Origin of the sequence: Lysinibacillus sp. UBA5990 (assembly GCF_002429815.1) — a bacterium.
Classification (GTDB): Bacteria; Bacillota; Bacilli; order Bacillales_A; family Planococcaceae; genus Lysinibacillus; species Lysinibacillus fusiformis.
Window position 1 is genome coordinate 1763332 of sequence record NZ_DJAY01000015.1, and the last position, 13997, is coordinate 1777328.

The following is a 13997-nucleotide window of genomic DNA, read 5'->3' on the forward strand; positions in this document are numbered from 1 at the left end:
GCCTGTCACTCTTTTTTAGCTAGCAGCTTTACTACAAATTTTCTCAAACCAACCTTAATTCTATCTTTGTATACTATATTTATATATTATATCGTTACAGCATAATCATTAATCATTCACCCTTTCTAAAGTACGATCTATCAACTATATAAGGAGGTAAACACCATCTAGGGACATATTAATTCATTTTGTTGGAAGTTTTTTAGATGTTGAAAACTCTATTTATTGAAATTCCCAATATCGAATATTTCTAAAATTTTCTTCTCGTGATACACTTTTTAATAATAGTCATTTTAGTAAGGGGTCTTGACGTTGAAATCATTTTTCACAGTTGCAATTGGCGGCATTATTGGAGCCATTTTCCGATATGGCCTGAGTATTGCCGTTCCAAACTCGGAAGGATTTCCATCCACAACATTATTGATAAATTTACTTGGCTGCTTTTGCCTAGCATGGCTTTTCACTACTTTTACAAAGCGCACACCTCTTGTACTTGGGATTGGCACTGGTTTTTGTGGAGCCTTTACTACTTATTCGACATTTTCCTTAGAGACATTATTACTCGTTCAACAAAATGAGTGGCTCCTAGCAGTTCTCTATGTTTTCATAAGTGTTGTAGGCGGTTTAATATGCGCCTGGTTGGGTATTCGTCTTGCAAGGGGGCGACTGGCATGATTTTTGTCGGGGTTGGTGGATTTTTGGGCGCTATTTTAAGGTTTTATTTAGGTAAACTATTGGCCCATCCGTATCCGTGGGCAACTTTTATCATCAATTGTACAGGTTCCTTTGCACTCGGTCTTGTTTTTGCCCTCCATCTCAGTGATTGGTTATGGCAGCTGATTGGCATTGGCTTTTTAGGAGCATATACAACATTTTCGACTTTTGGATTTGAATCATTACAGTTAATTGAACAGCAAAAATGGGGGCAAGTAATAAGCTATATAGCTAGTACCCTGCTGTTTGGCATACTATTTGCCACCATTGGCTATTTTGCCGTGTAAAAGAGGTGATAGGAATGACACAGCCATCCAATGAGCTACTACAAGAATTGGAACTTGAAATTGAACAAGCACTCTATACCCTTATCGACCTAGAATTGGCAGAAAATTATGCGGCTATGAACACCCAATTTGCTCAACTACTGGCAAAGGTTCAGGCAGCACAGCTAATCGACTATAAGCTTGATGTTCTCGTAGAGCCTCAAGCCTTTGCAACGGAGACTTGTATTCTACTACAAAGCTTAATAGAAGCGAAGGCAAGGCCTAATAAGCGACATAGATTATTAACACATCGGATGATATTAAAAATATGGTTACGTAAAAATCAACGATTCATAAAGGAATTTTTACCTCAAATGTTTTAGGCGTCTCTTCGTTTTATAAGGGCGCCTCTTTTAAATGTATAAGTTCTTTTATTTTCCCATCCACTGTCGAATCAAATGCTTTTGTCTGTTGTGAATCTTAGCCTTTTTCATTCTGTCATCATGTGCAGTTGATTGACGAGATTTACCTCAAAACTTGACCCACCATATACTTTTGCCCTTGACCTACTGAAATTGGGTCCCATACAACTTTCAACAAAAAAGGAAAAAGTTCGATTTGGTAAACAAATCGTTTACCAATCGAACTTTTAAGGACTTGAAGAACAAACACTTTTTATTTCGGGGTTCTATCATTATTAAGTGCTATTCTTTTATTGCTTCATACGTAAATACCTGTGAACCATTTGTTGGGTATTTATTATATTCATAATCTGAAGAAATCGTTACATCCTTAAATCCAATATCTTGTAAAATTGCTCTAAACTCTTCTACTCCATACCACTTTAATGGGAAGATCTCTAACTCAGTATCAATTAGTTTAGTATTTTCCCATTTCTGATATTTATTGTGAGTAATCGTAAATTGATTAATGTAATCCACATCTACTAATACTTCTTCCAATGTTATAGAGTCACCGTCTTGATTCTTAAATACTCTAGTTGAAACATACCCCTTCTCAAACGACTCAGGAAGGAAAGTATCTACTATTAAACGGCCTCCAACCTCTAAATGATCATAAAAACACTTTAAGGCTTTTAAAGAATCTTCTCTTTGATGCAATAATAGGAATGAACCAGTCGGAATAATAATCGCCTCATATTTTTGTTCCAAAGAAAAATTGCACATATTTAATGAATATAGATTGGGTGTAAACTCACTTTCTGCACAATTTTTTTTGCATAATTGTAACATGTCATCAGAAAGATCAAAACCTTCAATATTTAGTCCTTTATGCAATAAAGGTATTAGGATACGACCATTGCCAACGGCAGGCTCTAATATCTTTCCCTTAACACCTTCTAACCTTTTTGAATAATACTCTACATCTCCAAATGATTTACCAATATATTTATCTATATCATATAATTCTGTAGATAAACTACCATAAAAGCTTACCATCACTATTCCCCTATCTAACATTTATTTGTTTTCTGTGCTTGTAATATTTTCTTTTGTTTTAACACATCTCTATTTTCTCTTTTATCCTTTAATGTCTCCGCTCCCTCTTCTTTATATCTTTCTCTTAATTTATATCGTTGAAGATTTGTAGGTACTAAGCTTTTCGAAGGTTCAGGCTCTAAAAGCTTTGAAATGCCTGTTGAGTCATATGATTTTAAATCATAAACTTCAGAAAAATAACTATCGGCTGTACCTGATTCATAGTGCTTTATCTCTGGATAAGAAGAAATAACGCCTTCATAATTTCTTAAAACTACTTTCTCAGGACTCTGGGAAAGTATATAATTTGGCTGTAACGCTATCTTCCCACCTCCGTTTGGTGCATCTACCACGAATGTTGGCACAGCATAGCCAGAAGTATGTCCTCTTAAAGATTCAATTATTTCCAATCCTTTAGAAATAGGCGCTCTAAAATGGCTAATCCCCTCAGACAGATCACACTGATAAATATAGTATGGTCTAACACGGATTTTAACTAAATCATGCACTAATTTTTTCATTATTGGCACACTATCATTTATCCCCGTCAGAATAACAGACTGATTCCCAACTGGAACCCCCGCATTGACTAACTTCTCGCAGGCTTCTTTCGCCTCATCAGTTAACTCGATCGATGTATTAAAGTGTGTATTTAGCCATACAGGATGATATTTTTTTAGAATCGAACACAACTCAGTCGTTATTCTTTGAGGAAATACGACTGGTGCTCTAGTACCAATTCGAATTATTTCAACATGCGGTATATCTCTTAAACTACTTAAAATATATTCAAGAATTTTATCGTTAATTAATAAGGCATCTCCGCCAGACAATAAAACGTCTCTAATTTCTTCATTATTCCTAATATAATCAATAGCTCTATCAAGCTGCTTTTTAGGTACTGCCATCCCCACCTGTCCAGAAAATCTTCTTCTTGTACAATATCGACAATACATGGAGCATTGATTGGTAACTAGGAACAATACTCTATCAGGATACCTATGAGTTATACCTGGTACAGGGGAATCTTCATCTTCATCCAATGGATCCTCTAGATCATAGTGACTCTTCATAATTTCAGCAGATAATGGCACAGACTGCATACGTATTGGACATCGTACATCATCCGGATTCATTAAAGATGCATAATAAGGAGTTATATTTAAAGGAATCGTTTGTAGAGAAATTTTAACTCCTTCTTCTTCTTCTTCAGTCAAGTTTACAACTTTCTTTAAATCATCTAAAGTTTTAATAGTGTTCGTTAATTGCCAATGCCAATCATCCCATTGCTCTTTAGTAATATCTTTCCAAAGTTCAATTTCCCTATAATGTCTTCTTTCACCTGGTTTAAGTTTAGTCTGCATGAATCACCCCTCCTTTGATGTTGGTATTAATATTCATGAGTTCCTGTCTCAACTCTTTAGCAGGCTCCTCATTCTCACTCAAGTAAAAATGACCACCATTAAAATACTTACACTTATAGTCATTGAGCGCCATTTTCTCCCACAGTTTAACTTCCTCATCAGGAACTGCTGAATCTTGTGTACCTAACCAAAGTTCCATTGGATAGTTGACCAATGCTTTATCATCGAATTTAAATGTATCAAGCAAATGAAAATCTCTGCCTGTAACATCCACTATTGAATTGAATAGCCTCGAGTCAGACTCAAGCTCATTTGGCACTCCACCTAGCCTTCTAATATCTGCTATAATACTTTCCCTCGTTCGCCTCGTAAACGGAGCTTCAGGATGCGTCGCATGATTAGCTACGGTTATGGGGGACCTAGCAGCTGAAATAATTAATTTTTTAATATATTGACTTTTCTCATCCAGTAAACTTGATAAAGCATAGACAAATAGTCCTCCTAAACTATGACCAAATAAAACGGCTGGGCGATCAATATAATGAAATACTGTTTTAAATAGATATTCTTTTGCCTCACAAAATGTTGATAGAAAGGGTAAATCATTTGTCATTCCTCTACCAGGTAATTCAAACAAACATACTTCTACATCTTCAGATAAATCTCTCACTAAAGGAACCATTGAAAGTGCTGAACCTCCAGCATGATGAAAACATAGCAATTTTAATTTTGCATGTGGACTTGGGTTATATACTAAATATCCTTTTTCTTGTTTCATCTTCACAATCTATGACCACCTATTATTTTCATAGCTTCCTCTACTGTAAGCTCGCCTTGTTTCACTTTTTCAAGTACTTCTATTTTGCTGTAAGATGGAATAGTACTTTCTGCAATAGGCTCTGCCTCTTTTCTAGCCGTAATTTCTTCTACAAACCGATTGATAGTTGGATATCGGAAAAGATCACCAACTACAAACTCATAAGAAGGTAACACTTTTCGAAGTAAGTTATATAATTTAAGTACAATTAAAGAGTGGCCACCTTGATCGAATAGACTCCGATTCAACTGTACTTTTTTTCCTAAAACTACTTCCCATGTCTCTCTTACAATATCAACCATATCGCCTGACATTGAGATAGTCGACGTAGCGGTTAATTGATTCAGTAATTCTTCAGCTTTTTTCCTGAGCGACACTCTATCAATCTTGCCATTCGTATTGCGAGGTAGCTTTTCTAATGGAACGATTACATTCGGAATAGCAAAATCCGGAAGTATCTTAGAAATCCTACTATTAATTGTCTCAATACTTTGGTCTATCCCACTGATAAAGGCAATTAAAGTATTTTCACCGTTATTACTTGGAAGACAGCTAACAAAGCATTCCATGCCAGGTTGAAGTGATAATAACGCGTTCTCTACTTCACCTAATTCTAATCGATAGCCTCGAATTTTTACTTGCTGATCACTGCGTCCATAAAATTCAATCACTCCATTAGCATTTAATCTTACTAGATCACCAGTCCGGAAATAGCTAACACCATCCAGAGTATAACAAGTGGAGGTAACTAATCCCTCCTCTGTTACATAGCCTTTTGTTACTTGTTTCCCTCCAATGTGTAATTCACCTATCATGCCAGGGGCTACAGAATTACCTGTTTTATCAACAATTCTCAGCATTGTTCCCGGTAATGGTTTACCTATTGGACAAAGTCCTGATTTAGAACTATCCTGATTGTTATTACACATATAAACTAGAGACTCAATTGTACATTCACTTAGACCATAACCATTATAAAAATTGACGCCTTCCCAAAGCATGTCACATATTTCATTCTTTTCTTCAAGTCTGAACGTATCAGCACCTACTACGATTGTTTTTAAATCTTTTAAGACCCTATTTTCTTCATTTAAAAAGTGGATAAATTCCCTTACTAAAACAGGTGTTGACTCTAAAAATGAAACATTATATTTAGCTGCCATTTCTGCTAAATAGGCCATATCAATTCTTTTTTCTTCCTCGCAAACAAACAAATATCCATTCGTTGACCATGCCTTCAGCAAATCACCTAAAAAAACATCAGATGTCCAACTCCCTAGTTGAAGAACATACTGTTCACTATCAAGGTGATAAAATTGTTTCCAACTTTGTATGATTTGTGACAACCCTTCTGCTTTTAATGAAACGATTTTAGGTTCTCCTGTACTACCAGAAGTAGAAATATAATATGCCACATCTCCGGAATTAAATTTGTAGGCCTCACTCATTATTTCTGTCTCATCCGTACTACGTTCAACAATGGTTGGAATGTTATCTAGGAATAATAATGTTTTTGGCTGCAATGTCTCTAATGTACGTTTAGTTCTTGCTTCAGGTATACTCGTATCAATAGCACACCATGCAGCCCCTATTGTCCAAGCAGCAAAAATACCGATTGCTGTTTCAATACTTTTTTTCCCTACCAATGCAACAGTATCCCCACTCTGTACTCCTTCTTTGAGTAGTTCATTAGCCACGATATTGATATATCTTTTCACATCTTGATAACTTAAATTTCTTTGACCATCTGAAATGGCTAAAGAATCTTCCCTGTAATCTCCTAAAATAGATTGAATCGAAAAATTTTCAGACGTTGCATAAACATCTGTCGTTAAAACATTTTTTAAATATAGCTCTTCGATTTGTGTTAAGTTAATATTTTTAACCAACATATTATTATAGGTATCTATATTTTCAAATATATACTCAAGAGAATCTAGAAGTCTCATAAGCTCTGTTTGCTCATAACGTTGTTGATCCCAACCTAATCGTAAGCATATGGAGCCTTGTGTAATATCAAATGTTACGGATAAAGGATCAGAGCTTGTTCCATACTGGTGAACCAAATCACCATTCTTTTTATGATTTAAGCTTCCCTTGAAATTTTGGAAAATGACAGAGGTTTTAAAGATTTCTGTATTTCCAGACACACCACCAAACTGTAATAATTTAGAATACGGAATTCCGCTATTTTCAGAAACATCTTGCAGATGATCCATTGTCTGGAGGCATACTTCTTTTAATGTTAGTTCATCTTCTATACCTATTTTGACTGGTAATGTGTTTATGAGCATCCCATTCATGTCACTCGACTCTATTAATTGATACGGCCTTAATGCAAAAGTCGAACCTACGTATAGCTTATTCGTATGTTGATATCGATTAATCAACACGCCCCATATTGTTAAAGCGATGCTTGAAGTAGTCACTCTGTTCTTTATGCTATAGGCATGAAGATTTTCTGCTGCTCTCTTACTTAACTCTTTATCCAAATACTCAAATAATGGCTTTTGACCCCTATGTTGTGACTTTTCTATAGCTAATGTTTCTGCTTCAGCTAAATCACTTAACACATTTCCCCAATATTTTTCCAGCCCTTTTTGATACATTGGATCATTAATATAATGTAAATATGGTTCGATATCTGGACGAATTGCTAATGAAGTGACATCCTTATTTAACAGCTTAAAGAAATCTTCAAGTGTCTGAGCAATTGACCAACCATCCATAATAATATGATGGTGCACCCATACTAATAGGTTTTTAGAAGGTTTCCAGTTTTGAATAAGGTAAAATTGTTGTGTCTTATTTAGAAACGTACGCTGTAGCCTACCAATCTCACTTTTAAACCAATTCTCTATATTCATAAATTCATCTTGAATCCTTAAATAATTAACCTCTATTACATTAATTTCTTCTACATTGCTTTGAATAATTTGGATTGGTTCTATCTCTTGCTCCCACTCAAATTTTGTTCTTAATGCTGGATTGGCTCTGGCAGTATTTAACCAAGCTTCTTGAATCTCTTTGAATGTAAATGAGTTAGGAATTTCATAAGACAGAATTTGCCAATATGCTTCTGAATCTGGGTCTTTTAATGTTTCCATTAACATAACCAATTGCAATGGTGTTAACGGGAGTTTTTTTTCATTTTGTACCATCTATGCTAACCTCCTTCCACATTATTTAAGTATGAGAGACATCTCTGATACCGTAGGGTGCTTCAAAAAGTCTTTCGGAGTAATGTCAATACCATTGGTACGCAATTTAGATACTATTTGAAGTGATTTAATGGAATCTCCACCGATTTCAAAAAAGTTATCATCGATACCTATTTCGTTAACCTTTAGCACTTCAGCCCAAACCTCTACAATTGATTTTTCCAGTTCGGTCGTTGGCTCCCTAAATGTATTTTGAGCACCGTCTGCAAGGTATTGCGAAGCTTCTAAGCTAAGTAGTTTTCTGTCTCTTTTTCCGCTAGATGTTAATGGTAATTTTTCTAACTCAACGAACATCGATGGAATATACGTTACTGGTAAGTCTTTAGAAACAGCTTTTTTCAAATCATTTCTGCTTAGACTATCTTTCACATTTAAAGTGTAGAAGCAGACTAAGCATGGTTTGTTAGTTTGATCATGCCCTAATACTACTGCTGCATCGTTAACTTGTGGTTGCTGTATAACACAAGCTTCAATCTCTTCTATCTCAATCCTTACACCGTTTACCTTAACTTGTGAATCTTTTCTTCCTAGAAAATCTAAACTGCCATTCGCTGAAATCTTTACCAAATCGCCAGACTTGTAAAAGGTTTTTCCATTTCGCTTTACAAAAACTTTATCCGTTTCGATTTCATTCTTGAAATAACCTTTTGCTAAAGAAGGTCCTCCGATCATTAATTCACCTGGAAAACCTTTTGGAACTGGTAGCCCGGCTTCATCGACCACTTCCATTTCTACATACGGTAATGGAAAACCTATATTATAATGATCTTTTGTTACCTGTTGAACAGTAACTTCAATCCCCGCCTCAGTTGGACCATATAAATTGAATGCTTCGACTTGTGGTAACAACTCATTTATTTTTTTAGCTAATGGAGCTGGTAGTGCTTCCCCACTTAAATGAAGATACTTTAATGGCAATTTGTAATCTTTTTGAGAGTCCATTTCATTAAGCATTAATTGCAACACAGAAGGGACAAAATGACACAAATCAATTGACTCATCACAAATAAATTTCAATAAACCTAAAGGATCACGATGCAAGTCTTTAGGAGCAACAATTAACGTAGCACCTGTACAAAGGGTATAAAATATTTCCCAAACAGATACATCAAATGTATATGGCGTTTTAAATAATGTTTTGTTACCAGGTTTAAGCTTATTTTGATTTTTTTGCCATTCAATACGTAAAGAAGCCCCTAAATGTGGACATACTACACCTTTTGGCTCACCTGTCGATCCAGAAGTAAACATAAGATATGCTGGATCATGAACAGAGACAGGTCCCATTGCTTTTACATTATTTTTAACTATATTTTTTTCTAGAGTATTTACAATTTCCCATTCTCCATATGGTATTTCATCTATTGTATTTACCATTAAAACCTTTGGATTTAATCGCTCTAATAATTTCTGTGTTCTTGCTATAGGATGCTCCGTATCTAAAGGAACATATACTGCGCCTGCTTTCAGAACACCTAGTATTACTGCAATGGCATCTATTCCTCTGTCCATATACATAGGCACGTAATCGCCTTTTTCAATACCCATTGATAGCAGTAATGAAGAATATTTTTCTGCTTCTTGATTGAGTTGTTCATATGTTAATGCTCTATCCAGCTCTTGAATGGCAATATAATCCTTATATTTTTTCGCTGCCTCTTCAAATTGACAGTGGAGTGGCTTAGCCATTTGTAATAGTTCCCCATTATCATTGGAGGATATAATGGAACCTTTAGTAAATGCAGTACCCCACAAATGATCTGGTTCATTTATTAATGAGGCAAGTAAACTCAAATAATTCTTCGCCAACAATTGAATCTCTACGTCTGTAAAATGGGCAAAAGAATATTCTATATGTCCTTTTACTTCTCCATTTTCCACATTGAAGAAACAACTTAAAGGAAATCTTGATCCACCAGTATCTTGCTCGATAAAGCTTGTGTTGATATTCTTTAAATCCATTTCAAGATTCACTTTAAGACTGAATGTATTATTTACTACATCAAGATACTCTCTTTTATCAATGTTAGCCGCAATATCAACAATTGAGAAATCTCCATGAGCAATATTTTCATGTACAGTGTTACTAATTTCACGCAAGAGCTCTTTAAAGGAGGCCTTTTTATTTAATGAAAGTGTTAAAGGAACTAAATTAACAAACATTCCAACATCATTTAAATTTTCATTTGTTCTGCCATGATAAGGAATTCCAATCGTTATTGTATCTTGCATGCAATATTTTGCTAAATTTAGTGCCCAAGCAGTTAGTAATATTGTAAACTGACTCAATTTCATTTCCTGTGAAAATTGATCAATTTTTTTACCTAGCCCTCTATTGCTTTCAATCTCTAAAATCTTTCCAATTCTTATATATTCTTCGGATTTCTCTTGAATAGGTAGTTGAGCAAGTTTAAATGCCTTAGATTGCTCAAACCAAAAATCTTTCAAATTTTGATCCTGTGATTTATTAACCAATTTATTGATATTATTATATAAATTTTCAGAACTACTTGGTTTTATGTCATCTATTGTAATTTCCTCATTATAAACTTTAGCTATATTTTGCAGTATATTTTTTAAAGATAAGCCATCACATACAATATGATGAGATACAAGTACAAAAACAGCTCCTGCATTCTCTGTATGAATGACTGCCCCTCTAAACAATAAATCGCTCTCTAACTGGAAAGGTTGATTATAAATTGTCTTTGCAAGTGTGCGCGCCTCCTCCATATTTTTCACCTGCAAGATTTGTATGTGATGATCCACATGCTCTACTATTTCATCTATATTTCTAATTTTTTGTTCAATTCCATAGGAGGTATTTTCTCTAAAATTCACAAAAAAGGCGGCATTTTTCTTTATTATATTGATAAAGGCACTATAAAACTTATGTTCATCAAAAAGACCGTTAATTTGAAAAGTAGCGCCTACATTATAAAATGGATTTCCTTCATTTGTTTTCCACAAATACCAAAGACCTTTCTGCATACTCGTTGCAGGAAACCACTCGTTTTGATCAAACATAGTAGGTTCATTATTTGATGATAAGGCTGGTAAAGTAGAAAGAATATCCAATAAATTACATGGTTTTCTCTGTTGCTGTACTTGCCATGGTAAACAATCAACATTAAATGCTTTTGAAACATTCATAGCAATTTGTGCTGCGTCTAAGGAATTTCCTCCAACTTCAAATAAATCTGTTTTTGATGAGCATTTCAAGTTTAAGGTAGAAGAAAAAATATCAATAATTTTTTGCAAAGATTCACTTATATTCATTGAAGATTCAAGTAATTGTTTACTATTGAAATATTCTATATGCTGTTTGTTCAACAATTCACGATCTATTTTCCCGTTTCTAGTCAACGGTAAATGTTTATGAAAAATAAGTTGAACTGGTATCATATTTTTAGGTAGCTTCTCTTTCAAATAGCTAAATAGTTCAAGTTCTGAAATCGAGGATTCCTCTTCTAATACAATGGATGCTGTTAATAGCGTATTTGAAGCTATATGTAATGGTAGTGCTATAGCTTGACTTACTCTATTATGTTTTTGAAGAGTACTCTCAATATCCCCTAATTCAATTCTCACTCCATTAATGCTTAATTGAAAATCTTCTCTACCATGGAAATTAAAATTTCCTTGAGCATCTCTACTTACGACATCTCCAGTGTTATAGACTCTTACATTTTCACCGTCAATTTCAAACTGTTTAAATTTTTCATTTGTCTCATGTGGCAAATTAATATACTCTCGTGCTAATCCATCACCAGATATCCATAGTGTTCCTTTTCTATCTACCTCATGAATGATTTGTAAATTTCGATCTAAAATAAAACACTTTACATAAGGTAAGGCTGAACCAATATGAGGTAGCTTTTTCGCCTTACCAACTGCTCTCTCTATAATCCCAGAAGTACTTACAACAGTCCCTTCACTTGGTCCATAATTGTTTACCACATGAAAAGGTAAATCTTTTGAAGGGTATTTTGTTAGTTTATCTCCCCCTACTAAAAGATATTTTAAAGCTACGTGACTATTATCCCAGTCCAGTTCCATTAGTCGCTCAGCAATAGGGGTAGATACAAATGAATGCGTTACTTGGTGCTTTATCCAAGTATTTTTTAGAAGCTCTGGATTAAGTCTTTCATCTATTGTCGTCATATATATGGACGCTCTTGAAGCTATTGCACCCCAAATCTCCCAAATGGAAGCGTCAAATCCAGGTGAAGAGGTTAAAGATACGATTGAATCTTTTGTCACATCAAACGTTTTTGTATGCCAATCGATTAAGCGATTTAAAGAATTCCATTCAACGACTACACCCTTAGGTTTGCCTGTAGTACCTGATGTAAAAACAATATAAGCAGCTGATTTCAAAGAAAAATGAATATTTATGTTAATTTCCTTATGATCTAAATTAAAATGCTGAAGAACGTCATCAAGCTTAAAAGTGATCTGATTTTGAAAAGCATTTGCCTCATAAATATCTGGATGCGTAATGATGATGCTAGGTTTGATATCGTCAATGATGTTGTCGATTCTGTCCCTTGGTGTTTCTGGATCAATACAAACAATAACCCCACCAGCAATAAATGTTGATAAATGTGCAACAAGAAGAGCAGGTGACCTCCTAAGAACAATTAAAACCTTTTGTTCACAGCCCGGTATAATCCCATTTTCTTGCATAGCGGTTGCTAACTTAAACGATTTATGAGTCAATTGTTTTAAACTGTATTTTTTTTGATTGAACCATAAGCTTTGTCCGTCATAGTAATCGATTTCTTCACTAAAAAAACTTTCATAGAAATTTGACATTCTATTACCCCAATCTAGCAAATTATTTAAAACTATTAATTTTTAGATATTTAGAATATAAATTCGGATTTGCGATTGATAATTTTAAAATTTCCAATGTTTCATTTTTATGAAATCCTTTATGCGTTAAAATAGAGAAAAATTGTTGAGATAAACTTGCCACTCTGTGAGAATCTACTGTAATCTGTTTGCTCTCTTTCATCTCTTTCAATTCCTGTTTAATAAGCTGATAAGGAGAATGGATTTCTCTTTCAAAGTCTTGCTTATCGATTTTCGCTTTAAAAGGTGTTCCAATAATAACTCTTAAACAGGCTTGTAAAAAGTGGATAGTCTCTTCTACTTTTAACATATTCTCATTAAGATTATTTAAAATAGAATGGATGCCATTTTTCTCGTTAACCGGTATCGCTCGATAATCAGGATATTCCATCTTTATAATATCCGTTAGAATTGTTTTAGGACCCATCTCAATAAATGTGTCAACATCTTTATTAATGAGAACGTCCATAACTTTTGGCCATCTAACACTTTCGGTAAGTTGTTTACTTAATTGATCTGCTATTTCGTCAGCCTTACTGTATAGTTGACCTGTAGCGCAGGAAAATATAGGATATTGACAATCATTCATCTGTGTTTGTTGTAGAGCTGCTTGAAATCTTATTTCTGCAGGCTTCATGAGTCTACTATGAGCAGGAACACTAACAGGTAGTATCTTTGTAACGGCTCCCTTTTTCTGTAACTCAATGGATGCCAGCTCCAATGCGTTTTTATGACCACTTAGCACAATTTGATTTGTCGAATTAAAGTTTGCAACAGTTACATGATTATCGTCCGTATCTAACCTTCGACATACTTCCTCTACTTCTTCTCCACTAAGTCCAAAGCAAACAACCATACCGCCTTCTTGAGTACATTCACTCATAGCAGTTGCACGAAGCTTTACTAATTCAACGGACTTTGCAAAAGGGATACCGTCGGCAGCAACTACTGCCGACAGTTCACCTAGACTATGTCCAGTTAAATAGAGTTGTTTTACATCGTTATTCTTTTTAAATATCTCCCAGCAGGCAATACTATAAACTAGAATTGCAGGCTGAACTATGACCGTATTACGAAGCTCTCCATTTTTGTTTTCACATGCTTTCAATAAATCGTAGCCCAAAATATCGCTAGCTTCATTATACAAATCGCGAGCTATTTGGTAATTCTCGCATAATTCTTGTCCCATAGAATCATATTGTGAACCTTGACCTGGAAATACAATTGCAGTGTTCAAACGATATCCCTCCAAATGTTAA

The 13997-nt window shown here is 34.6% G+C and carries 9 protein-coding genes; 3 read left to right on the top strand and 6 right to left on the bottom strand.

From position 1 onward, the window contains the following. Positions 1–312 precede the first annotated feature (312 nt). The 3 genes from crcB to B3D94_RS21505 are packed head-to-tail and all read left to right on the top strand — an operon-like array spanning position 313 to position 1363. The gene (gene crcB / locus B3D94_RS21495) at positions 313–675 is read left to right on the top strand and encodes a fluoride efflux transporter CrcB (RefSeq protein WP_291760372.1); all 363 of its coding nucleotides are present in this window, start codon (positions 313–315) and stop codon (positions 673–675) included. Next, positions 672–1001, top strand: a complete 330-nt coding sequence (locus B3D94_RS21500) for a fluoride efflux transporter FluC (protein ID WP_291760375.1) — start codon at positions 672–674, stop codon at positions 999–1001. The genes crcB and B3D94_RS21500 overlap by 4 nt, the downstream gene beginning before the upstream one ends. A gap of 14 nt (positions 1002–1015) precedes the next feature. After that, positions 1016–1363, top strand: coding sequence for a hypothetical protein (locus tag B3D94_RS21505; RefSeq protein ID WP_069481740.1), 348 nt, complete (start codon positions 1016–1018; stop codon positions 1361–1363). Between the two features lie 321 nt (positions 1364–1684). Here B3D94_RS21505 and B3D94_RS21510 read toward each other — a convergent pair whose 3' ends face one another. From B3D94_RS21510 to fabD, 6 genes are read right to left on the bottom strand one after another with little or no spacing between them, the layout of a single operon-like run. Beyond that, complete coding sequence (locus B3D94_RS21510; protein WP_291760380.1) at positions 1685–2440, bottom strand: class I SAM-dependent methyltransferase; 756 nt, start codon at positions 2438–2440, stop codon at positions 1685–1687. A gap of 14 nt (positions 2441–2454) precedes the next feature. After that, on the bottom strand, positions 2455–3843 hold the full coding sequence (ablA, locus tag B3D94_RS21515) for a lysine 2,3-aminomutase (RefSeq protein ID WP_069481742.1): 1389 nt from the start codon (positions 3841–3843) through the stop codon (positions 2455–2457). After that, positions 3833–4621: a thioesterase II family protein gene (locus tag B3D94_RS21520; protein ID WP_193833708.1), complete on the bottom strand. Its 789-nt coding sequence runs from the start codon at positions 4619–4621 to the stop codon at positions 3833–3835. The genes ablA and B3D94_RS21520 overlap by 11 nt, the downstream gene beginning before the upstream one ends. Before the next feature lie 2 nt (positions 4622–4623). Further along, positions 4624–7821, bottom strand: a complete 3198-nt coding sequence (locus B3D94_RS21525; RefSeq protein WP_291760384.1) for a condensation domain-containing protein — start codon at positions 7819–7821, stop codon at positions 4624–4626. A 21-nt stretch (positions 7822–7842) separates the two neighbouring features. After that, complete coding sequence (locus B3D94_RS21530; protein WP_291760387.1) at positions 7843–12699, bottom strand: non-ribosomal peptide synthetase; 4857 nt, start codon at positions 12697–12699, stop codon at positions 7843–7845. A gap of 22 nt (positions 12700–12721) precedes the next feature. Next, entirely contained in the window at positions 12722–13975 is a 1254-nt protein-coding gene (fabD, locus tag B3D94_RS21535) for an ACP S-malonyltransferase (protein ID WP_051563268.1), read from the bottom strand. Positions 13976–13997: the final 22 nt, after the last annotated feature.

Bases quoted from the DNA above. Each gene is read 5' to 3' on its own strand.
- ablA (WP_069481742.1), bottom strand. From the start codon at position 3,843: ATGCAGACTAAACTTAAACCAGGTGAAAGAAGACATTATAGGGAAATT.
- B3D94_RS21505 (WP_069481740.1), top strand. From the start codon at position 1,016: ATGACACAGCCATCCAATGAGCTACTACAAGAATTGGAACTTGAAATT.
- B3D94_RS21500 (WP_291760375.1), top strand. From the start codon at position 672: ATGATTTTTGTCGGGGTTGGTGGATTTTTGGGCGCTATTTTAAGGTTT.
- B3D94_RS21525 (WP_291760384.1), bottom strand. From the start codon at position 7,821: ATGGTACAAAATGAAAAAAAACTCCCGTTAACACCATTGCAATTGGTT.
- B3D94_RS21530 (WP_291760387.1), bottom strand. From the start codon at position 12,699: ATGTCAAATTTCTATGAAAGTTTTTTTAGTGAAGAAATCGATTACTAT.
- B3D94_RS21510 (WP_291760380.1), bottom strand. From the start codon at position 2,440: ATGGTAAGCTTTTATGGTAGTTTATCTACAGAATTATATGATATAGAT.
- B3D94_RS21520 (WP_193833708.1), bottom strand. From the start codon at position 4,621: ATGAAACAAGAAAAAGGATATTTAGTATATAACCCAAGTCCACATGCA.